The sequence below is a fragment of the Streptomyces kryoterrae genome (genome assembly GCF_054072135.1).
Genome location: NZ_CM133358.1, coordinates 4,090,610 through 4,115,511, shown reverse-complemented (window position 1 = coordinate 4,115,511; position 24,902 = coordinate 4,090,610). Strand labels below are relative to the sequence as shown.

The 24,902-nt window shown below is 69.9% G+C and carries 19 protein-coding genes and 1 tRNA gene; 12 read left to right on the top strand and 8 right to left on the bottom strand.

Features of this window, described 5'->3' with window-relative positions:
• The first annotated feature begins 18 nt into the window (after positions 1-18).
• From ACW4TU_RS17475 to ACW4TU_RS17455, 5 genes are all read left to right on the top strand, one after another.
• The gene (locus ACW4TU_RS17475; RefSeq protein ID WP_457428743.1) at positions 19-624 is read left to right on the top strand and encodes a DUF501 domain-containing protein; all 606 of its coding nucleotides are present in this window, start codon (positions 19-21) and stop codon (positions 622-624) included.
• A complete protein-coding gene (locus tag ACW4TU_RS17470; RefSeq protein WP_457428742.1) occupies positions 621-1,577 on the top strand; it encodes a Ppx/GppA phosphatase family protein in 957 nt (318 codons plus the stop codon). The genes ACW4TU_RS17475 and ACW4TU_RS17470 overlap by 4 nt, the downstream gene beginning before the upstream one ends.
• A 269-nt stretch (positions 1,578-1,846) precedes the next feature.
• Positions 1,847-2,518, top strand: coding sequence for a formylglycine-generating enzyme family protein (locus ACW4TU_RS17465; protein ID WP_457428741.1), 672 nt, complete (start codon positions 1,847-1,849; stop codon positions 2,516-2,518).
• Positions 2,519-3,100: 582 nt separating this feature from the next.
• Complete coding sequence (locus tag ACW4TU_RS17460; RefSeq protein WP_457428740.1) at positions 3,101-4,501, top strand: NAD(P)/FAD-dependent oxidoreductase; 1,401 nt, start codon at positions 3,101-3,103, stop codon at positions 4,499-4,501.
• A 597-nt stretch (positions 4,502-5,098) separates the two neighbouring features.
• Complete coding sequence (locus ACW4TU_RS17455; protein ID WP_457428739.1) at positions 5,099-6,409, top strand: class I SAM-dependent methyltransferase; 1,311 nt, start codon at positions 5,099-5,101, stop codon at positions 6,407-6,409.
• 84 nt (positions 6,410-6,493) lie between these two features.
• On the opposite strand, the gene ACW4TU_RS17450 is transcribed toward ACW4TU_RS17455, so the two are convergent.
• Together ACW4TU_RS17450 and ACW4TU_RS17445 are read right to left on the bottom strand one after the other, a co-directional pair.
• Entirely contained in the window at positions 6,494-9,037 is a 2,544-nt protein-coding gene (locus tag ACW4TU_RS17450) for an ABC transporter permease (RefSeq protein ID WP_457428738.1), read from the bottom strand.
• 102 nt (positions 9,038-9,139) lie between these two features.
• Positions 9,140-9,916 carry an ABC transporter ATP-binding protein gene (locus ACW4TU_RS17445; RefSeq protein ID WP_457428737.1) on the bottom strand — a complete coding sequence of 259 codons (777 nt, stop codon included), beginning with the start codon at positions 9,914-9,916 and terminating at the stop codon, positions 9,140-9,142.
• 435 nt (positions 9,917-10,351) lie between these two features.
• Between ACW4TU_RS17445 and ACW4TU_RS17440 the strand changes: the two genes are divergently transcribed.
• The 3 genes from ACW4TU_RS17440 (at position 10,352) to ACW4TU_RS17430 (ending at position 12,924) form a co-directional block, all read left to right on the top strand.
• Positions 10,352-10,435 (top strand) — tRNA-Leu (locus ACW4TU_RS17440).
• A 180-nt stretch (positions 10,436-10,615) separates the two neighbouring features.
• Positions 10,616-11,800 carry a 4-hydroxybenzoate 3-monooxygenase gene (locus ACW4TU_RS17435; RefSeq protein ID WP_457428736.1) on the top strand — a complete coding sequence of 395 codons (1,185 nt, stop codon included), beginning with the start codon at positions 10,616-10,618 and terminating at the stop codon, positions 11,798-11,800.
• Positions 11,801-12,021: 221 nt separating this feature from the next.
• The gene (locus ACW4TU_RS17430) at positions 12,022-12,924 is read left to right on the top strand and encodes a Bax inhibitor-1/YccA family protein (RefSeq protein ID WP_457428735.1); all 903 of its coding nucleotides are present in this window, start codon (positions 12,022-12,024) and stop codon (positions 12,922-12,924) included.
• Positions 12,925-13,057: 133 nt separating this feature from the next.
• Here ACW4TU_RS17430 and ACW4TU_RS17425 read toward each other — a convergent pair whose 3' ends face one another.
• A complete protein-coding gene (locus ACW4TU_RS17425) occupies positions 13,058-13,288 on the bottom strand; it encodes a DUF4287 domain-containing protein (RefSeq protein ID WP_457428734.1) in 231 nt (76 codons plus the stop codon).
• A gap of 104 nt (positions 13,289-13,392) precedes the next feature.
• On the opposite strand from ACW4TU_RS17425, the gene ACW4TU_RS17420 reads away from it, so the two are divergent.
• Positions 13,393-13,704: a hypothetical protein gene (locus tag ACW4TU_RS17420; RefSeq protein WP_457428733.1), complete on the top strand. Its 312-nt coding sequence runs from the start codon at positions 13,393-13,395 to the stop codon at positions 13,702-13,704.
• Positions 13,705-13,741: 37 nt separating this feature from the next.
• On the opposite strand, the gene ACW4TU_RS17415 is transcribed toward ACW4TU_RS17420, so the two are convergent.
• The 3 genes from ACW4TU_RS17415 to ACW4TU_RS17405 form a co-directional block, all read right to left on the bottom strand.
• The gene (locus ACW4TU_RS17415; RefSeq protein ID WP_457428732.1) at positions 13,742-14,530 is read right to left on the bottom strand and encodes a hypothetical protein; all 789 of its coding nucleotides are present in this window, start codon (positions 14,528-14,530) and stop codon (positions 13,742-13,744) included.
• 328 nt (positions 14,531-14,858) lie between these two features.
• Positions 14,859-16,079 carry an acetyl-CoA C-acetyltransferase gene (locus ACW4TU_RS17410; protein ID WP_457428731.1) on the bottom strand — a complete coding sequence of 407 codons (1,221 nt, stop codon included), beginning with the start codon at positions 16,077-16,079 and terminating at the stop codon, positions 14,859-14,861.
• Positions 16,080-16,218: 139 nt separating this feature from the next.
• Positions 16,219-17,367, bottom strand: a complete 1,149-nt coding sequence (locus ACW4TU_RS17405; protein WP_457428730.1) for a helix-turn-helix domain-containing protein — start codon at positions 17,365-17,367, stop codon at positions 16,219-16,221.
• 279 nt (positions 17,368-17,646) lie between these two features.
• Here ACW4TU_RS17405 and ACW4TU_RS17400 point away from each other — a divergent pair, with 279 nt between their 5' ends.
• Positions 17,647-18,051 carry a hypothetical protein gene (locus tag ACW4TU_RS17400; RefSeq protein ID WP_457428729.1) on the top strand — a complete coding sequence of 135 codons (405 nt, stop codon included), beginning with the start codon at positions 17,647-17,649 and terminating at the stop codon, positions 18,049-18,051.
• Between the two features lie 117 nt (positions 18,052-18,168).
• Positions 18,169-19,080, top strand: a complete 912-nt coding sequence (locus ACW4TU_RS17395) for a hypothetical protein (RefSeq protein ID WP_457428728.1) — start codon at positions 18,169-18,171, stop codon at positions 19,078-19,080.
• An 89-nt stretch (positions 19,081-19,169) separates the two neighbouring features.
• Here ACW4TU_RS17395 and ACW4TU_RS17390 read toward each other — a convergent pair whose 3' ends face one another.
• Positions 19,170-20,138 (bottom strand): LysR family transcriptional regulator, encoded by a 969-nt coding sequence (locus ACW4TU_RS17390; RefSeq protein ID WP_457428727.1) that lies wholly within the window; start codon positions 20,136-20,138, stop codon positions 19,170-19,172.
• A 114-nt stretch (positions 20,139-20,252) separates the two neighbouring features.
• Between ACW4TU_RS17390 and ACW4TU_RS17385 the strand changes: the two genes are divergently transcribed.
• Entirely contained in the window at positions 20,253-23,609 is a 3,357-nt protein-coding gene (locus ACW4TU_RS17385) for a S8 family serine peptidase (protein WP_457428726.1), read from the top strand.
• A gap of 146 nt (positions 23,610-23,755) precedes the next feature.
• Here ACW4TU_RS17385 and ACW4TU_RS17380 read toward each other — a convergent pair whose 3' ends face one another.
• Positions 23,756-24,193 carry a hypothetical protein gene (locus tag ACW4TU_RS17380; protein ID WP_457428725.1) on the bottom strand — a complete coding sequence of 146 codons (438 nt, stop codon included), beginning with the start codon at positions 24,191-24,193 and terminating at the stop codon, positions 23,756-23,758.
• Positions 24,194-24,902 lie beyond the last annotated feature (709 nt).

Sequence of the window (24,902 nt, the reverse complement as noted above, 5' to 3'; positions counted from 1 at the left end):
GGAACAGAGAAGACAGGTATGGACACGCCCCCGCCTCCCACTCCGCGCACCGAGCCGACCGACGCGGACGTCGAGGCCTTCCAGCAGCAGCTGGGCCGCCCGCCGCGCGGGCTGCGCGCCATCGCGCACCGCTGTCCCTGCGGTCACCCGGACGTCGTGGAGACGGCTCCACGGCTGCCGGACGGCACGCCCTTCCCCACGACGTACTACCTGACGTGCCCGCGCGCCGCCTCGGCGATCGGCACGCTGGAGGCGAACGGCGTGATGAAGGAGATGACGGAACGTCTGGCGACGGATCCGGAGCTGGCCGCCGCGTACCGGGCCGCGCACGAGGACTACATCGCCCGCCGTGACGCCATCGAGGTCCTGGAGGGCTTCCCGAGCGCGGGCGGCATGCCGGACCGCGTGAAGTGCCTGCACGTCCTCGTGGGCCATTCGCTGGCCGCGGGCCCCGGGGTGAACCCGCTGGGCGACGAGGCGATCGCGATGCTGCCGGAGTGGTGGGCGAAGGGGCCCTGCGTCATGCGCTCGAGGCCTCCGGAGGGGGACGGCTGGGAGGTTCACGAGAGCGAGTCCGGCTACTTCGCGTTCAAGCCGGTGGAGCCCGGGGAGGGCGGCAAGTGACCCGCGTCGCCGCCATCGACTGCGGTACGAACTCGATCCGCCTCCTCGTCGCCGACGCCGACCCGGACACGGGCGAACTCGTCGACCTGGACCGGCGGATGACCATCGTCCGCCTCGGGCAGGGCGTCGACCGTACGGGGCGGCTGGCCCCCGAGGCGCTGGAGCGGACCTTCGCGGCCTGCCGGGAGTACGCCGCGGTCATCAAGGAGCACGGCGCCGAGCGGCTCCGCTTCGTCGCGACGTCCGCCTCCCGGGACGCGGAGAACCGGGACGAGTTCGTACGGGGCGTGCTGGACATCCTGGGTGTCGAGCCCGAGGTCATCTCGGGCGCACAGGAGGCCGAGTTCTCCTTCACCGGCGCCACCAGGGAACTGACGGGACGCGACGACCTCGCCAAGCCCTACCTCGTCGTGGACATCGGCGGCGGCTCGACCGAGTTCGTGGTCGGGGACGACCACGTGCGCGGGGCGCGGTCCGTGGACATCGGGTGCGTACGGATGACGGAGCGGCACCTGGTGCGGGACGGCGCCGTCACCGATCCACCCGCCGAGGAGCAGATCGCGGCGATCCGATCGGACATTGAGGCGGCCCTGGACCTGGCGGCGGAGACGGTCCCGCTGGGCGAGGCGCGCACGCTGGTGGGTCTCGCGGGGTCGGTCACCACGGTGTCGGCGATCGCGCAGAACCTGTCCGCGTACGACCCGGAGGCCATCCACCACTCCCGGGTCTCCTACGACCGCGTCCGCGAGATCACCGAGACCCTTCTCCGCTCCACCCACGCCGAGCGCGCCGCGATCCCCTCCATGCACGCGGGGCGCGTCGACGTGATCGGGGCGGGGGCGCTCGTACTGCTCTCGATCATGGAGCGCATCGGTGCGTCGGAGGTCGTGGTGAGCGAGCACGACATTCTTGACGGGATCGCGCACAGTTGCGCGGCCGAGTCGCGTTCGTAGGCGTTCCTCGACGGGATCACGTTCACAGTGGCCCAGGACGTCGCAGAGGATGACAGTAGAGATTGACCTGCGGTGATGCGCTGAGCTGAGCGCGAGGCGGCCCCGGAACCTCGTTCAGAGGGACCGGGGCCGTCGTCTGTGCGGGGCCCTCGGCCGCCTGCTGCCCTTGCCGTGTGGCAACGGAGCATTGCTGTCCCATCTCGTCGGTTGTTCTGCTCTGGTCCGGGCCGCCGTGGAGTACTGACAGGTCTCGGTAGGATCTCCCGATCATGGACGTGGTCGCAGGAAGCGGGATGGTCGTCGTTCCGCCGGGGCAGGTAACGCTGTCGGACCGGCGGACACAGCGCAGTTGGCCGGTCGAGGTCGCGTCGTACCGGCTCGGGGCACGTCCGGTCACCCAGGCGTTGTACGCACAGATCACCGGCCGGCGGCCGAGCGCCGCCTGTGGGGACCAGTTGCCCGTTGAGTCCGTTTCCTGGTGGGACGCGGCGCGGTTCTGCAACGCCCTGTCCCTGCGCGACGGGTTCACGCCCGCTTACCACCTGCGTACCGGCAGCGAGGGCGTCGAGTGGGACGGGTCCGCCGACGGGTACCGGCTGCCGACCGAAGCCGAGTGGGAGCACGCCTGCCGGGCGGGCACGACCGGACCGCAGTACGGGCCGCTCGACGAGATCGCCTGGTACCGGGACAACTCGGACGAGCGGATCCATGCCGTGGGCGGCAAACGTCCCAATCCGTGGGGTCTCTACGACATGCTCGGCAATGTCTGGGACTGGTGCTGGGACGTCTACGACGCCGAGGTCTACGGCACCTACAGAGTGCTCCGCGGCGGTGGCTGGTTCGACGAGCACTGGAGCTGCCGCGCCTCTGCGCGGCGCCGCAGCCACCCGACCTTCCAGGTCGACGACGTAGGGTTCCGCCTCGCGCGCTCCATCGTGTGACGACCGGTTCCCGCGTGTCGCCGCAGGGGCTGTCCGCCGCCGGCCCGCACCCGTTGAGGGCTGGTCGGCCTTGATGGGGCATCGAACGAATCTGATCACCCGGTGAACGGTTTCGCCCGGCCGGATGGGGCGCGTTCGATCGGTCCTCGGCTGTTCCCAAAGGGCTACCGGCAGCCTCTCCTGAGCAGGTCGGACAACGTATGAGCGCACCTGGGGGACTGTTTGCGGCCCTCCGGTGACGCCCTCGCGGGAAACTTCGTGAAGTTCTTCACAAGGAATTCGGTCCTGTTGGGCGACGAACGTGGTCCGAAGGCCTCTTTCGGGGGCTCACCTGGGGCGGGAGCGTGCTCGGGGGAGCGTTTCGGCGGTGTTTCCAGGGGGTGTGACCGAGGGCTGGTCCAGTCACTCCGGCGGCCCGGAAGAGCAGTTCACGCGGCATTGACATCGGGGCGTACCGCCCGCTGGTACCTCTCGCGTGGCAGGGTCTCGCCCAGGCGGGGCGCGCAGTGTAGCAGAGGGTCCGCATAAGCTTGTGAAGGGGCGCACGAGCGACCCCCCTGGAGCGGGTGGATACTCGATGGCATGAGCACCACGGAGCGTCCCAGGATCCTCGTAGTAGGCGGTGGGTACGTAGGCCTGTACGCAGCTCGGCGCATCCTCAAGAAGATGCGCTACGGCGAGGCGACCGTCACGGTCGTCGACCCCCGGTCGTACATGACCTACCAGCCCTTCCTCCCCGAAACCGCCGCCGGCAGCATTTCGCCGCGCCACGTCGTCGTACCGCTGCGACGCGTGCTGCCCAAGGCGGAAGTTCTCACCGGTCGGGTCACCACCATCGACCAGGACCGCAAGGTCGCCACGATCGCCCCCCTCGTGGGTGAGGCGTACGAGCTGCCTTTCGACTACCTCGTCATCGCCATGGGCGCGGTCTCCCGCACCTTCCCGATCCCCGGCCTCGCCGAACAGGGCATCGGTATGAAGGGCATCGAGGAGGCCATCGGCCTGCGCAACCACGTCCTGGAGCAGCTGGACAAGGCTGACTCCACGACCGACGAGGAGATCCGCCGCAAGGCGCTCACCTTCGTCTTCGTCGGCGGTGGCTTCGCGGGTGCGGAGACCATCGGCGAGGTCGAGGACATGGCGCGCGACGCGGCGAAGTACTACACCAGCGTGTCCCGCGAGGACATGCGGTTCGTTCTCGTCGACGCCGCCGACAAGATCCTTCCCGAGGTCGGCCCGAAGCTGGGCCAGTACGGCAAGGAGCACCTGGAGAGCCGCGGGGTCGAGATCTACCTCTCGACGTCGATGGACTCCTGCGTCGACGGTCACGTGGTCCTGAAGAACGGCCTCGAGGTCGACTCCAGCACCATCGTGTGGACCGCGGGCGTCAAGCCCAACCCGGTCCTGTCGCGGTTCGGCCTTCCGCTGGGCCCGCGCGGTCACGTGGACGCGCAGCCGACGCTCCAGGTCACGGGTACGGACTACATCTGGGCCGCGGGCGACAACGCCCAGGTGCCGGACGTGGCCGCCCGCAAGGCCGGCGTGGAGAACGCCTGGTGCCCGCCGAACGCGCAGCACGCGCTGCGGCAGGCGAAGGTGCTCGGCGACAACGTGGTCTCCGGTATGCGGGGCTTCCCGCAGAAGGAGTACGCGCACTCCAACAAGGGCGCTGTCGCGGGTCTCGGCCTGCACAAGGGCGTCGCGATGATCGTCATGGGCAAGCTCAAGATCACGCTCAAGGGCCGGCTGGCGTGGTACATGCACCGCGGCTACCACGGTCTGGCGATGCCGACGTGGAACCGGAAGATCCGGGTGTTCGCGGACTGGACGCTGGCGATGTTCCTGAAGCGTGAGGTTGTGGCGCTGGGGGCGCTGGAGACTCCTCGTGAGGAGTTCTACGAGGCTGCGAAGCCGGCGCCGGTCGCTGCGGCGAAGAAGGCGGAGGAGAAGGCCGAGGAGAAGACAGAGGCCAAGGCCTCCTGACCTCCTCCCTTTGACCTCCGGTCACTGAAACACCCCTGAAGGGGCCGCTCGCCATCCGTGGTGCGAGGGGCCCCTTCAGGCGTTTCTCCGCCCCCGCCGCCCCTACCCGTCCCGTCCCGTTCCTGGGGGCTGCCGCCCCCAGACCCCCGCTTCGGCCCTGAAGGGGCCTCGTCCTCAAACTCCCCCAGAGGGGGGACCCCCAACGGGCTGGGAAGGGGTGCCTGGGCCTGGGCTGGACAACTGCGGTGAACGGGTGGGTGGGTGGGAAACCAGGGCTGGGCTGTATCGGCCTTGTCCTGGAACGCCGGATCGGGTGACGTGGCCGGGCCTGGGCTGGACAGGTGTGGGAAACCAGGCCCGGGCTGTATCGGGCCTCGTCCCCGAATGCCGGATCGGCCGGCGTGGCCGGGCCCCCGGCTGGACAGGTGCGGTGAACGGGTGGGCGGGTGGGTAAACACGGCCTGGGCTGCGACGGCGCCGCCCCTCGCATCACCCTTTTGCCCAGTTGTGATCAACCCTGGGGACTGCGAGCCCGACCCGTTGGTGTTTTCGTGGGTGTTGGACATTCCCGGTGATGTCGTCACGGAGGTGTGCGTCATGCCCGAAGCCGCATCGCGGCTCCAGAGCTTCGCCGAACAGGTGCTGGGGGCCCCGCTCCCGATGCGTATCCGCGCCTGGGACGGTTCACAGGCCGGCCCGCCCGGCGCCCCCGCACTGGTCGTCCGTAACCGCCGCGCCCTGCGCCGGCTGCTGTGGAAACCCGGCGAACTGGGGCTCGCCCGGGCCTGGGTCGCCGGCGACCTGGACATCGAGGGCGATTTCTACGCCGCCCTCGATCACCTGTCCGGGCTGGTCTGGGAGCGCGGGGAGGACACCCGGAGACTCACCGAGGCCCTGCGCGAACCCGGCGTGCGGACCGCGGTGCGAGGGCTGGTGAAGATGGCCGGGCTCCCCGTTCCTCCCGCCCCGCCCCGTGAGGAGGTTCCGCGGCGGCGCCGGCGGCTCCACACCAGGCGCACCGACAAACGTGCCGTCAGCCACCACTACGACGTCGGCAACGACTTCTACGAGGTCGTCCTCGGCCCGTCCATGGTGTACTCCTGCGCCTACTGGGAAAGCCCCGACGGAGCCCCTGGCGGCGCCGCCGGCCTCGAAGACGCCCAGCGCGACAAGCTCGAACTGATCTGCCGCAAGCTCGCCCTGACGCCGGGCCTGCGGCTCCTCGACGTCGGCTGCGGCTGGGGCTCCCTCGCCGTCCACGCCGCCCGCGAGCACGGCGTACAGGTCGTCGGCATCACCCTTTCGCAGGAACAGGCCGCGTACGCCCGTAAACGCGTCGCGGAGGAAGGGCTCGCGGACCGGGTCGAGATCCGGGTGCAGGACTACCGGGATGTCACCGACGAACCCTTCGACGCCGTCTCCTCCGTGGGGATGGCCGAGCATGTGGGGAGCGAGCAGTATCTGGCGTACGCGCGCGATCTGTACGCCCTGCTCAAGCCGGGCGGCCGGCTGCTCAATCACCAGATCGCCCGTCGGCCGCACACGGACGAGGACGCGTACAGCCTCAACGGGTTCATCGACGCGTACGTCTTCCCGGACGGCGAACTCGCGCCCGTCGGCACCACCGTCACCCAGCTCGAACGGGCCGGGTTCGAGGTGCGTGACGTCGAGTCGATCCGGGAGCACTACGCGCTGACCCTGCGTCGGTGGGTCGCCAATCTGGAGGCCGACTGGCCGCGGGCCCAGCGGCTCACCAGCCCGGGGCGGGCCCGCGTCTGGCGGCTGTACATGGCCGCCTGCGCCCTTGCCTTCGAACACAACCGGCTCGGCGTCAACCAGGTCCTCGCCGTACGGACCCCCGGGTCCGGTGCCTCCGGGATGCCCTTGCGGGCCCGTACCTGGAACTGACCGCGACGAGAGGGGAGTTGGGCCCGCTGTGCTGTCAGTGGGCCCAACTCCCGTATGGCTGCTACCGCTGCGACTGCCGCACCCCTACTCCGACTTGATCGCCGCCAGCATGTTCAGGCGGGCCGCGCGGCGGGCCGGCCACAGGGCCGCCAGGACGCCCACCGTGGCCGCGAGGAGCAGGAAGAGCGCCATCCTGGCCCAGGGCAGGACGAGTTCGTACGTCGGCATGCTCGTGCCCAGCAGTTCGCCCGCCGCCCAGCCGAAGAACACGCCCAGGCCGATGCCCAGGACGCCGCCGAACAGGGAGATGACCAGGGACTCCAGACGGACCATCCGCTTGATGCCCTTGCGGTCGAGGCCGATCGCGCGGAGCATGCCGATCTCCTGGGAGCGTTCGAAGACCGACATGGCCAGGGTGTTGATGACCCCGAGGACCGCGACCAGGACCGCCATGGCCAGCAGGCCGTAGAGCATGTTCAGCATCAGCGTGAACATCTGCGCGATCTCGTTGGAGATGTCCTTCTTGTCCTGGATCTTGATGGCCGGGTTGGCGCCCAGGGCCTTCGCCAGCCTGTCCTTCGTCGCGCTCGTCGCGCCGTCCGACGTCTTCACCATGACCTGCGTGTCGGCGTGGTCGGCCGGGTCCGTCCGGTGCGGGGCCAGCAGGGTGTTGTCGAGCATGATGCCGCTCACCACCTCGTTGCCCTCGTACACGCCCGCCACGGTCAGCCGCTGCTTCTGCCCGTCGTCGTAGGTGACCGTGAAGGCCGAACCCGCCTTCCATCCATGGGACTTGGCCGTCCGTTCGTCCACGACCACCTGGGTGCCGCCGACCTTGAACGTGCCGTCGTCGACCGTCAGCTTCGTCAGCTTGCCGATGGCGCCGCCGGTGACGCCGGTCATGTACTCCGACGTGCCGTCGATGAGGACGGGGGCGTCGCTCAGGGGACTGACGGCGGTCACTCCCGGCGTCTTCGCCAGCTTCTCGGCGACGTCGGGGGAGAGGCCGTTGCCGTTGGCCATCGAGACGATGTAGTCCGCGCTGATCGAGGCCGACGCCATCTTGTCGATCGCCTGCTGGAGGCTGCCCGCCATCACCGTCATACCGGTGATGAGGGTGAGCCCGATCATCAGCGCGGAGGCCGTGGCGGCCGTACGACGGGGGTTGCGGACCGAGTTCTGGCGGGCCAGCTTCCCGGAGACGCCGAACACGCGCATGAACGGGCCGGCGGCGGCGATCAGCGGGCGGGAGAGGAGGGGGGTGAGGATGAAGACGCCGATGATGAGCAGTACCGCGCCGATGCCCATGGGGGCCTGGCCGTCCGAGCCGTTCATCGTCGTCGCGGCGAGGACCACGGCGATGCCCGCGCCCGAGAAGAGCGCGCCCAGTGTGTTGCGCAGCACCAGCGACTTGGTGGTCGCGGTGGCGTGGACGCTGCTCATGGCGGCCACCGGCGGGATCTTCGCGGCGCGGCGGCCGGGCAGCCAGGCCGCCAGCATGGTGATGAGGATGCCGACCGCGAGGGCCGCGCCGACCGTGCCCGGAGTGACGACCAGCGGCCCGTCGGGCACGGTCGCGCCGATCGTGCCGAGGAGCGCCTTCAGTCCCGCTCCGATTCCGATGCCCGCGACCAGCCCGGTCACCGCCGCCACCGCGCCGACCACGAACGCCTCGACCAGCACGGACCGCGTGACCTGCCGGCGCGAGGCGCCGACCGCCCGCATCAGCGCCAGTTCCTTGGTGCGCTGGGCGACCAGCATGGTGAAGGTGTTGGCGATGATGAACGTACCGACGAACAGCGCGATGCCCGCGAAGACCAGCAGGCCCTGCTTCAGGCCGCTCATCCCGGAGGCGATGATCCTCGCCTGTTCGTCGGCGAGTTCGGCGGCCGTCGTCGTCTCGACGGCGTTGCGCGGCAGGGCCTTGTCCAGCGCCGCCTTGAGCGTGGCCTGGCTCGTCCCGGCCGCCGCCCTGACGTCGATCTCGTCGTACGCGCCCGCCTTGCCGAACAGCCGTTGCGCGGTCGCCGTGTCGAAGAGGGCGAGGCTGCCGCCGGCCGTCACGTTGCCGTCGTCCGTGGTGAAGATGCCGGAGACGGTCGGGGAGAGGACGGGGCCGTCCACCGACAGGCGTACGGTGTCGCCGACCTTGTATCCGGCCCGCTCGGCGGTCTTCGCGTCGAGGGCGACCTGGCCGGCGCCCCTGGGCGCGTTGCCGTCCGTCAGCGGGTACCGGGCGTCCTTGTCGCCCCAGTAGTTCGCGCCCCGTGACTCGAAACCGTCGCCGACGAGCTTGCCGTCCTTGTCGGCGATGGCCGTGAAGCCGTTCACGACCCCGATGACGGACGCGGCGCCCGGAACCCTCGCGCTCTCGTCGAGCAGGGCCTGCGTCAGCTCCGGGGGCCTGCCGGTCGTGCCCCGATCGTTCGCAACGTCCCCGGTGCCCGGCTGCACGGCGACGTCGACCTGGTCGAAGCCCTTGGCGGAGCTGTTCTGGAGGGCGTTCGAGAGGGTGTTGGTGAAGACCAGGGTCCCGGTCACGAACGCGACGCCGAGCATCACGGCGAGCACGGTCATCAGGAGTCTGGCCTTGTGCGCGAGTACGTTGCGCAGGGCGGTACGGAACATGGGTGTCGTCTCAGTCCGTCGAGGTCGAGGTCGTGCCGAAGTCGGTTCGGGCACACGGAAGTTGAGGTAGCGTCAACTGGTGGCCCGTGCGGTGGCGGTGCGTCAGCTGGTGCGGACCGTCCTGGTGTCGAGCCGCTTCATGCGGTCCAGGACGCCGTCCGCCGTCGGGCCGTACAGCTCGTCCACGATCCTGCCGTCCGCGAGGAAGACCACCCGGTCCGCGTACGCCGCCGCCACCGGGTCGTGGGTGACCATCACGACCGTCTGACCCAGCTCCCGTACGGAGTTGCGCAGGAAGCCCAGTACCTCGGCGCCCGCGCGGGAGTCGAGGTTCCCGGTCGGTTCGTCGCCGAAGATGATGTCGGGGCGGGAGGCCAGGGCCCGGGCCACGGCGACGCGCTGCTGCTGGCCGCCGGAGAGCTGGGACGGGCGGTGGCGGAGCCGGTCGGCGAGGCCGATCATCGAGATCACCGAATCCAGCCACTCCTTGTCCGGCTTACGGCCCGCGATGTCCATCGGGAGGGTGATGTTCTCCAGGGCGGTCAGCGTCGGCAGCAGGTTGAACGCCTGGAAGATGAAGCCGATCTTGTCCCGGCGGAGCTTGGTGAGCTGCTTGTCCTTGAGCGAGCCCAGCTCGGTGTCGCCGATGCGCACGGAGCCGGACGAGAAGGAGTCCAGGCCCGCCACACAGTGCATCAGCGTGGACTTGCCGGAGCCGGACGGGCCCATGATCGCGGTGAACTCGGCCTGCTTGAAGTCGACGGAGACCCGGTCGAGGGCGACGACCCGCGTCTCTCCCTGTCCGTAGACCTTGGACAGTTCCGTGGCGCGGGCGGCCACCGTGGTGGTGGTCCGGTCGGCGAGGGGAGTGGTCGTCACGGGTGGGGCTCCTGTCGGGACGGCGGTGCGCGGCGATGGGCCAGAGATGTGCCGGCTTCGAGGTCCGAAGCTCGTGAACCCATCGTCATGGCCCGGGGCCGCCGTGTAGTCAGCCGCTGTTCCGGTTCCGAAGGCAGACCCGGGACGGACCCGGGGGGCCCGTGTCATACCTGGGGATGACGGTCGTCCCCCAGGACCTCCGGACGCGGCCATGGCAAGAACAGGTGGAGCCCCCTTGTTCGAACGGTGAAATTCCGTCATTCCGCATGTGCGCCGAACCGCCTCACGAAAGGCTATTGGCAAGTGCGGATGGCGCGTTCCAGGTGCTGATGCACCCTCAGAAGTCAATAAAATAAGACAACATCGGTTCCCTCACCCGCAGTTCGGGTGGGGCGTCCCGATAGGCTCGGAACCTCGATGCGGAGCCCAGGGCCTGCCCGGATGGTGGAATGCAGACACGGCGAGCTTAAACCTCGCTGCCCCTTCGCGGGCGTGCCGGTTCAAGTCCGGCTCCGGGCACTTCCGACTGCCGTAACGCCGGATTTGTCGGTGCTGTGTTCATTGAGGACTTCATCGCGGAAGCGTTGACATCGGGCGTGTGCGGCCAGAGACTCATCACAGAGCATTCGTGAAGAAAATTTCACCACGCGAACGTACTCCCGCTGGATGACCGTACCGCCCGTATGAAGGGAACGACCGATGCGTACCACCGTCGGCATCATCGGAGCCGGCCCCGCCGGGCTCCTGCTCGCCCGGCTGCTCCACAACGCCGGTATCGACTCGGTCGTCCTGGAGAGCCGGGACCGGGAGTACGTGGAGCGGCGCCAGCGGGCCGGGATCCTGGAGCAGGGCACCGTCGACGTGCTGCGCGCGGCCGGGGCCGGCGCCCGTATGGACCGCGAGGGCCTGCGCCACGACGGCATCGAGCTGCGCTACGACAGGAAGCGCCACCGTGTGGACTTCCCCGCCCTCACCGGCGGCCGGTCCGTGATGGTGTACGCGCAGACCGAGGTCTGCAAGGACCTCATCGCCCTCCAGCTGGCCGAGGGCGGCCCGCTGCTCTTCGAGGCGGAGGCACTCGCCGTGGAGGGAGTCGGGGGCGCCGACGGCGGTGGCCCCCGGGTGCGGTTCCGGCACGAGGGGCGCGAGGACGTACTGGAGTGCGAGTACGTCGTCGGGTGCGACGGCTTCTGGGGGGTGGCCCGTACGGCGGTCCCCGCCGAACTCACCCGCGTCTTCGAACGGTCGTACCCCTTCGGCTGGCTCGGCATCCTCGCCGACGTACCGCCTTCGCACGACGAGCTGGTCTACGCCCGCCACGACCGCGGCTTCGCCCTGCTGTCCATGCGCTCCCCGTCCGTCTCCCGCCTCTACCTCCAGGTGCCGGACGGCACCGACGCCGAGGCGTGGAGCGACGAGGAGATCTGGGACGAGCTGGAGCGGCGCTTCGAGACCGCCGACGGCTGGAAGCTCGACCGGGGGCCCATCACCCAGAAGTCCGTGACACCGATGCGGAGCTACGTCCACGAGCCGATGCGGTACGGACGGCTGTTCCTGGCCGGGGACGCCGCGCACATCGTGCCGCCCACCGGCGCCAAGGGGCTCAACCTCGCCGTCGGGGACGTCGTGACCTTCGCGCGCGCACTGACGCACGAGAGGGAGACGGGGTCGGCGGAGCTGCTCGACGCCTACTCCGAGACCTGTCTGCGCCGCGTCTGGCAGGCCGAGCGGTTCTCGTACGACATGACGACCCTCCTGCACCGCGCCCCGGACGCCACTCCCTTCGAGGACCGGCTCCAGCTGGCCCGGCTGGAGCGGATCGCCGGCGCCCGCTCGGCGGAGACCGACCTCGCCGAGGGGTACACGGGCTTCCCCCTGGAGTGACGGCGGGGTGAGGGGTGCCGCCGCCAGGCTTGATCAGCGGGCGGTCTCGGGTCTGTACCGGGTTGGTCATGGTCCCAGGGGGCCGTGGCCGGGAATCCGGGGGACGCGTAGCGTGTTCGCGACAGGACAGGGAAAGATCCTCCCCAAGCACTAGGGTCAATCCTTTGCCCACCCATTACCCTTGAGCCCAAGGCCACGCACTGTGGCCATGGAGGAGTGAAATGAGGAGCAGCAACCCGGTCTTCTCGCGACGGGGGTTCAGCCGCGACAACGGCTACGCGGGCTTCAACACCGCGCCGCAGGCCGGGGGCGTCGGCACGCAGTCGGGCAACCCGTATGCGGACCAGCAGGCCCAGCAGGGCGGCAACCCGTACGCGACCAACCCCTATGCGCAGCAGGACCTTCAGCACGGCGCACCGCCGCAGGCCCCGGTCTCCACCGGCCGGATGACGATGGACGACGTCGTCATGCGGACGGCCACCACGCTCGGTGTGCTGGTCGTCACGGCGGCGCTCGCCTGGGCGCTCCTGCCGGTCGACGACGCGAACATCAGCCGGTCCTACGGCATCGCCATCGGCGCCGGTCTGGTCGCGATGGTCCTGGGCCTCGTCCAGTCCTTCAAGCGCAAGCCCTCACCCGCGCTGATCGTGACGTACGCGGCGCTCGAGGGTGTCTTCCTCGGCGTCGTCTCCAGCGTCGTCGACAACCGCATCGCGAGCGGTGCGGCCATGCAGGCCGTGATCGGCACGCTGGCGGTCTTCACCGCCGTACTCGTGGCGTACCGGGCGGGCTGGATCCGCGTCAACCGCCGCTTCTACGGCTTCGTGATGGCGGCGGCGCTCGGCTTCGTGCTGCTGATGGCCGTGAACCTGCTGTTCGCGGTGTTCGGTGGCGGTGACGGCCTCGGCTTCCGCAGCGGCGGCCTCGGCATCATGTTCGGCATCATCGGCATCCTGCTCGGTGCGTGCTTCCTCGCCCTCGACTTCAAGCAGGTCGAGGACGGCATCGCCTACGGCGCGCCGCGCGAGGAGGCCTGGCTCGCCGCCTTCGGCCTCACGATGACGCTGGTCTGGATCTACCTGGAGTTCCTGCGGCTGATCGCCATCCTGCAGGGCAACGACTAGTACGCCAGGCAGTAGGCAGTAGGCAGTAGGCAGTAGCCAGTAGCCAGTAGGCAGTGGAAGGGCCCCGGGGTCACCCGGGGCCCTTCGTCGTTGTGTCGGTGTGCGCCTCGGTCTCTCGTGGAGGGCCGTGCTCTCAGAGGAGCTTGCGCGCGGCCCTCCTCAGGTCGTACTCGTGAATGATCGCCTTGGCGTGGCCGTACGCGAGATTGTGCTCGTGCCGGAGCCAGCTGACCTTCTCCTCGAAGCGGAAGAGGGAGGGGCCGTCGTCAACGGTGCGCAACCAGTCGGCGACTGCACGACCGGTGCATTGAGGGATGCGGGCGAGCATGTTGCGGTGGGTCTCCTCGGAGAGGACGTGGGACATCGGCGCCTCCGGACGCAAAGGGGATGTAAGCCGGTCCTTCACGCCACGGTGCCTGAGGGTTGGGTTGTTGGCAACAGTCCGGCTACGACGGCTAGTCTCACGGCGTGCTGGATACCGAGCCTTTGACGCTTGCCGTGGACCACTTCGCCGACCGGTTGCGGGCGGCGCCGCAGAGTCGGTTGCAGAGGGGTGCCGCGGCGGAGGCGCTGGGGCTGGCCAGGGAGTTGGCACGGCGTGCCCAGCTTCTGGAGTCGCCAGGGGCCGAGCCCAGGGTGATGCCTGATGTGGGGATGTTCGCCGCGGCGGATCAGGTGACCGTCGCCGCGCACGATCTGGCGCTCGTTCTCAGCAGCGAAGGGGAGCTGGCCTCGGCGCTGGCCCTGGTGGCGGAGGCTCAGCAGCGGGCGGGGGTCTGAAGGGCGACCGCGAGACCACCACTGTCACGCCCCGCGACTACAGGGACGCTATGACCCTGTCCGCCAGCACGTACACCGTTTCCTCGCCGCATTCGAAGGTCAGGGCGTAGGCGCCCGAGATGCCCGAGCCGCCGAGGAGGACCGGTGCCTCGCCCGTGCGCAGGGCCGCGGAGAGGCGTTCGGCGGTTTCGCGGTGGCCCGGGGTCATACAGAGGGTCGTGCCGTCGGTGAAGACGTAGACGTCGAGGGTGCCCAGGGGACCGGGGCGGACGTCGGCCAGAGCGGTACGGGACTCGGCGAGGTCCTCCAGGCAGGCGACCGTGCGTTCGTGGTCGTTCACGATGGGCGACTGGGCCGGTACGAAGTCGGGGTGCGAGGGGTGCCGGCGACGGGCGGCGGCCAGTTCGGCGGACTCTCCCGCGAACTCGTCGGCGTCCGTGCTGGGCTCGGTCACCGGCTCCAGGGACTCCAGGCCCGCGAAGTCCGCCGCCCGCGGCAGGAACAGCTCGCTGTCGGGGAGGCCGAGCAGGGAGGGCGCGTCGGAGGCGTCACGGGCCTCCTGGGCGGCCCAGAAGGCACGCGCCTCGGCGAGCTCCCGCTCCCGCTCCTCGGCGAGCGCCTCGGCCACGGCGGCGCGTATCCGGTCGGTGTCGCCGGGAGTGCGGGCCTGCGGCACGAAACCGTGCGCGCCGACGGCGAGACTCTGGGCGGCGAGCTCCGCGTGCAACGCCGCGATCTGTCGACGCAGCCCCAGCAGGGTGCGCAGAACGGCGACGCCCACAGCCGTGGTGACGGTGGCTGTGGCGAGCAGCAGAGCAAGAGGCATAGCGCTCACTGACGTACTCCCGGTTCAAAGTCGGCCCCCGACTTCCTACATCAGCTTGAAGGGTGGACTAACCACCTGTCAGTGCGTAACGTCACGAAACGGACAGGACTTTGGGCCCGGGGTTTGGTATCGAACCTGCCTTGACCTGCGCAAATACCCCGCCAGAGCGAGATAGGTCACATCCTGGGGGAGATTGGATCACAAAACGGCCCAGAACCCCGGTGGTTACAGGGCTCCGGACCGTTTTCTCACGCGGTGCGTCCGGCCGACTACCGAAACGATTCCGCCGGTTGGGGATCGCGGCGACTTCGCTTCGGGCGCTCGGGGCTCAGCTCAGGCGCTCGATGACCATCGCCATGCCCTGGCCGCCGCCGACGCACATCGTCTCCAGGCCGAACTGCTTGTCGTGGAACTGGAGGGAGTTGATGAGCGTGCCGGTGATCCGGGCGCCCGTCATGCCGAAGGGATGGCCGACGGCGATGGCACCGCCGTTCACGTTCACCTTCTCCAGCGGGATGCCGAGGTCGCGGTAGGAGGGGATCACCTGGGCGGCGAACGCCTCGTTGATCTCGGCCAGGTCGATGTCGTCGACGGTGAGACCGGCGCGGCGCAGCGCCTGCCGGCTCGCCTCGACCGGGCCGAGGCCCATGATCTCGGGGGAGAGGCCGGAGACGCCGGTCGACACGATGCGGGCCAGTGGCGTGAGGCCCAGCTCGCGCGCCTTCGTGTCGCTCATGACGACGACGGCGGCGGCGCCGTCGTTCAGCGGGCAGCAGTTGCCGGCGGTGACGAGTCCGTCCGGACGGAACACCGGCTTGAGCCCCTGGGTGCCCTCCAGTGTCACGCCCGCCCGCGGACCGTCGTCCTTGCTGACGACCGTGCCGTCGGGCAGCGTCACCGGGGTGATCTCGCGCTCCCAGAAGCCGTTCTTGATGGCTTCCTCGGCGAGGTTCTGCGAACGGACGCCGAACTCGTCCATGTCGAGTCGGGTCACGCCCTTGATGCGGGCGAGGTTCTCGGCGGTCTGCCCCATCGAGATGTAGGCGTCCGGCACGAGACCGTCCTCGCGCGGGTCGTGCCACGAGGTGCCCTCCTGCTCCGCGACGGCGGCGGTACGGGCCTCGGCCTCGGCGAAGAGCGGGTTGCGCGTGTCGGGCAGCGAGTCCGAGTTGCCCTTCGTGAACCGGGAGACCATCTCGACACCGGCCGAGATGAAGACGTCGCCCTCGCCCGCCTTGATGGCATGCAGTGCCATCCGGGACGTCTGGAGGGACGAGGAACAGTAACGGGTGATCGTGCAGCCCGGCAGGTAGTCCATGCCCATCTGTACGGCGACGATCCGCCCGAGGTTGTTGCCCTGCTCGCCGCCGGGCAGACCGCAGCCGAGCATCAGGTCGTCGATGTCCCGCGGGTCCAGCTCGGGCACCTTGGCCAGCGCGGCCTGGATGATCGTGGCGGTGAGATCGTCGGCGCGCAGCTCCTTGAGGGAGCCCTTGAAGGCGCGTCCGATGGGGGAGCGGGCGGTCGAGACGATGACGGCTTCCGGCATGACGGCTCCATTGGCGTACGAGGGACTGCTGGGCGTTCTTACTTCTTGCGGGCGGACCTGCTTGGGAAGTTACCCGTACGTATGGCCCCGGTCACGGGTGTCGCGGTGTGACTCGGGCCGCACTTTTCTAAGCGCTTGCTCAGAGGGACGGTGAGGGGGACGGCGAGCCCAGGTATGCCCGGTCGCAGTGGGACCAGTCGCTGAAGTCCTTGGCGCGCCTGTACAGGCGGTACGCGGCCTGGATGTTCCACTCCGGCTCCAGGGCGGTGCGCGGGGTGCCGCCCAGCTCCCGCAGTCGGGCGTCGGAGATCTGGAAGACACCCCAGTTCCTGCTGCCGTTGGTGTTCGGCAGGACGTACAGCGGATCGAGGTACGACTGACAGTCGGCGATGGCGACCGCGCGATCCGCCCCTTCCAGGAACACCTTGTGGATGCGCTGCCGTACCTTCTCCGGCGACCAGGTGTCCATCCGCGTCCTCTGCGCGTAGAGCGCCTTCTTCGTCTGCTCGCCGACCACCCCATTGACGGTGATGCCGGACAGCACCTGGAAAGCGGTCACGCCTCTCAGCGTCTGCGGTCCGAAACTGCTGTCCACGTCGATGTCGGCCCCCGCCAGGACGAGGAGCCGCTGCACCTCCCGTACGCAGGCATCCTGCTGGCCCATGCTCACCGTCCCGGCGCACGCTTCCGAGAAGAGGAGACGGCTGTCGTTCTTCGTCGGGCTGTTCGCCTGGAGCGCGGTCTCCGACACGGCAACCCATACCCCCGTCGCGAGTACCAGGGCACTCGCCCCGAGGACCATTCGGCTCGGCAGCCGGTACCGGTTGCCGAGCCGGGCGGGCGCCGCCGACACCGGTGCCGGTGCGGTGTCCGACGCGGAGGCCGGGTCCCGGGTCGGTGCCGGTCCGGTGTCCGACGCGGAGGCCGGGTCTCGGGTCGGTTGCGGGTCCGGGTCCGGCATGGGCTCGGAGGCCGAGATCTGCGCCGAACCGCTGCCTGGTACCGGTACGGGTTCTGGGCTTGCCCCTGCGGATGTCGGCCGGTCGGCGTCCGCGAGAGCCCACAACCGGTGCAGGCGTCGCAGTTCCTCACGCGAGGCTCCGCAGGCCGTGGCGAACCGGTAGGCGTACCCGTAGTCCTGCGGGACATAGGAGCCCGAGCAGTACCGGTGAAGGCTGGAACTGCTGATTCCGGTCTTCTGGGCGAGTGCCTCGTAGCTGAGATCCGCACGATCCTTCAACGCCCTCAAACAGGCCGCGAATCTCTCGAATTCCGCACTGTGCGTCACGGGAACACCCCTTCAGGCAACCGTGGCTGTAGGAGGCCGGATCCTAGCCCCCTGCGCTGTGCTTGTCCCACCCCCGTCCCACAGCCCCTCGAAAGCACTGCGTTCACGCAGGTCGTCCCATCCCAACGTCCCATTCAGGGCTGACTCGTTGCCGTCGGCGGACACCCCTTGCCAGTGTCTGCGGCGTTCGACGGGGGACGGTCGGCGCGGCGGGAACGCCGCGCCGTTCCCGTCCCTCCGTGAGCCGATCCGTAGCACCACCGACTCAAGGAGAAATCCATGAAAAAGCTCTGGGCAGCGCTGGCTACGACGGGCGTGATCGGCGCCTCCCTGGTCGCTGTGGCGCCGGCGGCCTCCGCGGCCGCCCAGGCGTGCGTCACCACGACCATCACCACGGGCTACCGCACGTACTCGGAGACGGCGACGAAGTCGTCCACGAGCAGCTGCAGCGACCTCAACCTCACCCTCGCGAACGACACGTCGGCAGCGGCCTACGACTGTTACCGCGGTATGTACCGCAACTCGGCGGGCACCTGGTTCCGGGGCACGTCCGGCTGGCACTGCCTCGACGACGGCAGCTACGCGGTGGACACGCAGCTCCTGCTGACCGACCTCAACGACGGCACCACGTTCGCCGTCGAGAGCTACTACGACGCGCCCGACTACGTGAACATCACGCACTAGTCCTTCCGTCCCTGTCCGGTGGGGCCGCCCGGCGGCGACCCCACCGGACACGGTCATGGACACCGTCACGTACACGGCATCCGTCACTGTTCGCGAAAGAGAAGGAGAAGGCCCCTGATGGCCGGACCGACCCGGACCGCCACAGCACCGCCGCGCACTGTGCTCACACTGGTCACGATGGTCATTCTTGTCGCGTGCGCAGCCGGCTGTTCGGAACCCTCCGCCTCCCCCGGCGGAGGCGATCCGGTCGCCGCAGCGCTCCGAACCGCGCCCGTCACCTACGAGGTACCGGCGGACCTCACGCCCGCCGTAGTGCCGGCGACCGGCGCCGAGGCCCGGTGGTCCCAAGGCCTCGACGCCTTCGGTGAGGCGGTCGCCGACGGTGAGATCCGCGACTGCCTGCTGTCCCGAGGCGAGGAGATGCCGGAGTTGGCGCCGCTCGCCTTCACCAGATACATGGACCTGCCCGACCTGGACTTCATCCGGCGCCAAGGCTTCGGATCGACCGCGGTTCCGGTGACCACCCCCGAACCCGCCGCGTCGCAGGACTCTCCGGGGCCTGAGCTGATGCGGCGTTGCCTGACAGCGGGCCAGACCGTTCTGAACGAGTTCCGGGCGCTCTACGGTCCGCTGCGGATGTCGTGGTTCAAGGCGATCGGTCGACTCGGATCCGACGAGTCGGTCGCCCTGGCCTACCGCGCCTTCCCCTCCTGCCTCGCACAGCGGGGTGTGCAGGTGAAAAGCGAGAGCAGGTTCTTCGGGCTCGTGGACCGGCGGCTCGCCGCCGGCGGAACCGACATGGACCTGGCCGCCGACTACGCGGCCTGCATGGCCCCGGTCGAAGCCGTCCGTGAGCCGCTGCGCAGGGAGCTGCGGACCCGGTTCGTCACCGACCACCGCCAGGAAATCAAGGAACTGACGGACAAGCTGATGCCGCGGGTCCGGCAGCTGGAGGCCCACTACAACGTACGGCTCTGCTTTCCCGCTCTCGAACGGGCTGGTGCGGACGTCACGGAGACTGCTCGCTGACCCGGCCCGCACCGGGCCCGGCGCCACGTTCGCGGCAGATCGGGCCCGCCCGTGAAGCTTGGGCGTTCCTCCTTCTCGCGGGCGCTCGGTCACAGGGGTGGGGCCGGCGGCAGCCGACCCTTGTTCTCCAGCCACTCCCAGTACACCCGCGCACGCCGCGCCTCCGCCCAGTACGCCTTCGTGAGCGCGTCGTGCAGGGCGGGCGCGTGCTCGGCGAGGGGACTGGACGCCGCCCACACCAGCCGTTGCCGCACGCCCATCGGATCCCCGGTCAGCGGCCGTGCGACGACACCCTCGCGCTCGGTCACCAGCGGGTGCGCGAGGGCGACCCCGTGCCCCTGCCCGACCAGCGGGAACACCACGCTCGCGCTGAGGCGCTGCACCCGGCGCGGGGCGAACCCGGCCCGGCGGCACGCGGCCCTGAACTGCGCCCGCATCCGTACGTCCTTGTTCTCCCCGACCAGCCAGGCCTCGCCGGACAGGTCCCGCAACGGTATGTCCGGCCGGCCGGTGAGCGGGTGCCCTTCGGAGATCAGCACGAAGACGGGTTCGACGGCCAGGAGGGCGTCGCTGAGCCCGGGGCGCAACGCGAGCTCGTACTCCGGGTAGTCCACGACCAGCCCGAAGTCGAGCCGGCCGGTGGCGAGCAGTTCGAGCTGCTCCTCCTCCGTGTCGCAGGTGTGCAGGGTGATCTCGGCCCGGGGCAGCAGCCGGCGCGCGGTGGTCACCAGTACGGCGGTGAGCGGGCCGGGGATCGAGCCGAGCCGCAGGGCGGTCAGGTCGGAGTCGTCGGGGCCCCGCTGCCGTACGTCACGCATGAGGTCCTCGTGGGCGGTGAGGATGCCGTGCGCGTGCGCCAGCACCATCGCGCCGAACGCCGTGGGCCGTGAGCCGTTCCCGTCCCGTATGAACAAGGAGCCGCCCAACAGGCGCTCTATGCGCTGGAGTTGTGCGGTCAGCGCGGGCTGGGTGAAGCCGAGAGCCGCTGCGGCACGGCTGATGGAGCCGGCGTCGGCGATCGCGTTCAGGACGCGTAGGTGGCGGACCTCCAGCTCCATAGCGCGATGTTATGGGCGGTTGGGAGTACCCGGAAGATCGCATCGGGCGGGACAGTCGGTCGCAACCCGAGTCACGACCGTCACCACCACAACAGTGGAGGCCGTATGTCCCGCATGTCCCGAAGACTGAGCGGCGCACTCGTCACCGCCCTGCTGGTGCAGGGAGTCGCGGTGGTCACCCCCGCGACCGGCGCCACCGGCGGCATCAGCGCGGCCGGCGCGACGGACCCGACCGCCGCCGCGTCCGACTGGACCCACGGAACCGGACAGGGAGCCGTCACCCACCGGGTCACCCTCGTCACCGGCGACCGCGTGGACCTGTCGGGGGCCGCAGTGGCCATCGAGCCCGGCGCGGGGCGCGAGGCGATGGGCTTCCAGCAGTTCGAGCGCGACGGCCACCAGTACGTCGTCCCGAACGACGCCCTGCGCCTGGTCACCGGCGGTCAGGTCGACGAGCGGCTGTTCGACGTGACGGGCCTCGTCGCGGCCGGGTACGACGACGCCGGTACTGCCGTACTGCCCACGATCGTGACGTACGCCGACGCGACGCTCGGCAGCCGCAGCCTGCGCGCCACGGCCGGAGCCCTGGTGACCAGGACCCTGGGCGCCGTCGACGGCGCGGCCGTGGCCGTGCAGAAGAGGACCGCGGGCACCTTCTGGGACGGGATGACCACGGGCAGCCCTACGACGGGACTGCGCACGGCGAGCGGTGTCGCCAAGCTCTGGCTGGACGGCAAGCGGCAGGTCAGCCTGGACCGGAGCGTGCCGCAGATCGGGGCGCCGACGGCCTGGCAGGCGGGGTACGACGGGCGGGGCGTGACCGTCGCGGTCCTCGACACCGGATACGACGCGACCCACCCCGACCTGGCCGCACGGGTCACGGAGGCCGTGAACTTCACGGACGCGGCCAGCGCCGACGACAACGTCGGCCACGGCACGCACGTGGCGTCGACGGTGGCGGGCGGCGGCGCGAAGTACAAGGGGGTCGCACCCGGCGCCACGCTGATCGTCGGGAAGGTGTGCAGAGACCGCAACTGCGCCGATTCGTCGATCCTGGCCGGCATGGAGTGGGCCGCTCCCCGCGCCAAGGTGATCAACCTGAGCCTCGGCGCTGAGGACACACCGGGCGAGGACCTGCTCGAAGAGGCCGTCAACACGCTGACGGCGCAGACCGGCGCCCTCTTCGTGATCGCCGCGGGCAACGAAGGCAGCTCGGAGGGCACGGTCGGCTCCCCGTCCACCGCGGACGCCGCGCTCTCCGTGGGCGCCGTCGACAAGCAGGACGTGATGGCGTCCTTCTCCAGCCGGGGCCCGCGCGAGGACGGCGCGATCAAGCCGGAGATCACCGCACCGGGCGTGGACATCGTCGCCGCGCGGGCCGTGCACGCGACCAGCGACTACCTGGAGGTCGAGCCCGGCTACACCACCCTCTCCGGTACCTCCATGGCCACCCCGCACGTGGCCGGAGCGGCGGCCCTGCTCGCCGGGCAGCACCCGGACTGGCGGGCGGCCGAGCTGAAAGCGGCCCTGATGGCGTCGGCGACGCCCACTCCCGGCGCCGACGTCGACGCGCAGGGCGCGGGCCGGGTGGACGTGGCCCGCGCCATCCACCAGTCGGTCCTCGCCACGCCCACGTCCCTGCCCCTGGGCACCCAGGAGGCCCCGGCCGACGACGACGTACCGGTGGTCAGGACGGTGACGTACCGGAACGACGGCACGGAGCCGCGCACGCTGGACTTCGCGGCCCGGGTGACCGGGCCCGACGGTTCCCCCTCCCCGGCGGGCATGTTCACGGTCACCCCGGAGCGGGCGACCGTCCCGGCGGGCGGCACCACCACGGTGACGGTGACCGCCGACACGCGCGTACAGAGCGGCACGGGAGTGTTCGAGGGCGCGCTGGTGGGGGTGGACACGACCACCGGCACCTCGGTCCGCGTCCCGCTGACGATCACCAAGGCCACCCCCACCCACAAGCTGACGGTCAAGGTCATCGACCGTGACGGCAACCCGGCGGGCGACTACTGGACCGACATCATGAGCCTGGACGGCTCGGTCTACCGGTTCGTGTACCCCTCCGGCTCGGGCACGGTCTCCCTCCCGGCGGGCCGCTACACGGTCAACGCGTCGGTCATCACCCCGTCGGACGGCAGTTCGACCCTGCTGGTCCGCCCCACCCTCACAGTGACCGGCGACAGCGAGATCGTCCTCGACGCCCGCAAGGGCACCCCCGTCTCGGCGACCCTCCCGCGCAAGGACGCGAGTCTGCGGCTCGCCGCGGTCGGCTTCCACCGCGAGCTCACCAACGGGACGGGCTACGGCATGCGGGTCACCGCCGACGCCTTCGGCAAACTGTTCACGGCCGCGCTGGGCGACGACGTGGGCCCGGGCGAGGGAGCGCTGGTCGCCGACGTACGCGGCTTCTGGGCGAAGAAGGGCAAGGACGGCACGTACGACGACTCGCCGTACGAATACGTGCTGGCGTGGTTCGAACGGGGCCATCTGCAGACGAACTTCAGGCGGGTGGTGCGCCAGAGCGAACTGGCGGAGATGCGGCAGCGGTGCTACTCGGTGACACCAGGGACCCCCGCGCGGGCGTTCCAGCACCACTTCGCCTTCCCGCCGGAGGGCGGGAGCGCGCTGTCCGCGGGCGCGATCTGGTTCGACAACCCGGGCCGCCGGACCGTCTACTACAAGGCCGACGACACCATGTGGGAGACGCGCTACAACCAGTACGCGGCCGACGGCACGTTCCAGACGCAGTTCTATTCGAACTACGAGACCTACAAACCCGGCAAGCGCTACACCGTGACCTGGCAGAAGGCGGTACCCGGTCCACGCTTCACCCGTCAGACGTTCGTCACCCGGGAGGGCAACCACCTCTCCTTCAACATCCCGATGGCCGGCGACCAGGCAGGCCACACCGGCTACTCCACGTACGACAAGAGCAGGGTCGCCTTCTACTACGGCGACCGGAAACTCGTAGAACTGGACTACCCGTGGACCGACGCCGCGGGCTCGGTCCCGGCGGCGGAATCGACCTACCGCCTGGAGTACTCCGCCGAACGCGGCGCGGCCAACGGAGGCTTCGGCCACGGCACGAGCATCAGCGGCTCGTGGACCTTCCGCTCGGGCGAGGCGAACGGGAGCACGGCGGTCGGCCTGTCGGCGTTCGACTTCGCTCCGGCTGTCGACCAGACCAATACGGGGCGTACGGCCGTCATTCCGATGCGGTTGGTACGGCAGCCGGGGGCAGCTCCCTCGGCGGTGCGGACGGTGTCGGTGGACGTGTCGTACGACGACGGGAAGAACTGGCGGAAGGCGCGGCTGGTGCGGTCGGGGCGGGATGCCTGGGTGATGCCGCTTCCCGGGCGGCCGGTGGCCGGCGGGTATGTGTCGCTGCGGGCGAGTGCCGGGTTCGTGGATGGGGGAGCGGTGGAGTATCGGGTGATTCGGGGGTACCGGGTGGGGTGAGGCGCGGGTGCGTGTGCCTGTGGCGGCACCGGTGAGGTGCGGGCGGGGTGCTGCGGCGTACGAGTTCACGCTGCGCCGAGGTGCTGGGCGCCACACGGCATGCACGCTCGGTCGCGGTGACACGGGTGCGGCTCGCGGGACGGCGGCTAGGGGATCGTGATCCTGTAGACACCGCTGGAGACGTCTGCGGCCGTGGGCTTGACGGTCACGCCGCCGAGGGACTGCTGGCCACCCGAGTTGCAGTTGCCGGTCTCCCAGGCGGAGACGCCGTAGGTGGTGCCCGGGGTGATCTTGTAGTTGGTGGCGAATATGATCCGGCCGTTGCCGCCGGAGGGGGTGGCGTTGCTCGTGTTCACGCAGGTGACGGAGGTGCCGTCGTCGATCCGGAGACTGCCGAAATACACGACGGAGTTGCCGGCGCCCCTGGCGGCCATCGGAACGTCGGCGGTGAGTGAGGCCGTGGGGGCCGCGGACGCTGTGGGCGCCGCGGCAAGGGCGCCGGCACCGGTGAGGGCGAGCAGTGCGGCCAGGGAAGCGGAACGGGCAGTGCGGTGAGTGCGGCCGTGGGGGGACGTCAGGCGCATGCCTCTTCCAATCGTCGAGGGGTTGTCCAAGTCTCAAGCAACTTGTGTGACCAGTGTTACGCGCGAGAACACCAGCACAGGACCCCGATTTCGGCCATGTTCGAGATCCGTCGCGCCCCGGGCGTACCGGAGGAAGCGCCGACGCCGTTCGGGCCACGAAAATGCCTCTGTGCTCCGGCTCGGCGCAGAGGCCATGCGGACGCGCCTCGGCCGGCGGGGCGGCGACTTCGGACTGTCGTGGCAGCGCCTTACCGCATATCGGCGTTGCCGAAGATGAGAGGAGGGCCCGGACGGCAAGTCGCCCACCGTCTACGTCGACGACGAGAAGGGCACGTACCTGGTGGCAGGGTTGGAAGGCGGTCGACGAGGCTCGTCGCTCCCAGCTGGACACTTCCGGCCATGAGGACCTGATCGAGATTCCGAAGCGCATGGTGCGGTTCTTCCCGGAGGTCAATGGTGGCGGCACCGACGCTTGAGGAGCGGCTGAGGAGGTGCACGCGTTCCGCCGTCCACCTGGAGATGCGCGACGGGTACATGCGCTCCGACTCCCGTAGCCCAGGGCGTTGAGATACGCAGAGCCCGGGAAAGGACACCGGAACTCCCGTTCCGCTCCCCCCGCTGCGTCCTGAGCGAGCACCCCCAGTGCCAGGACTCCGAACCCCGCGACACCGGCGTACCCGGAGTGCACTACCTGGTGTGCACCCGCGCC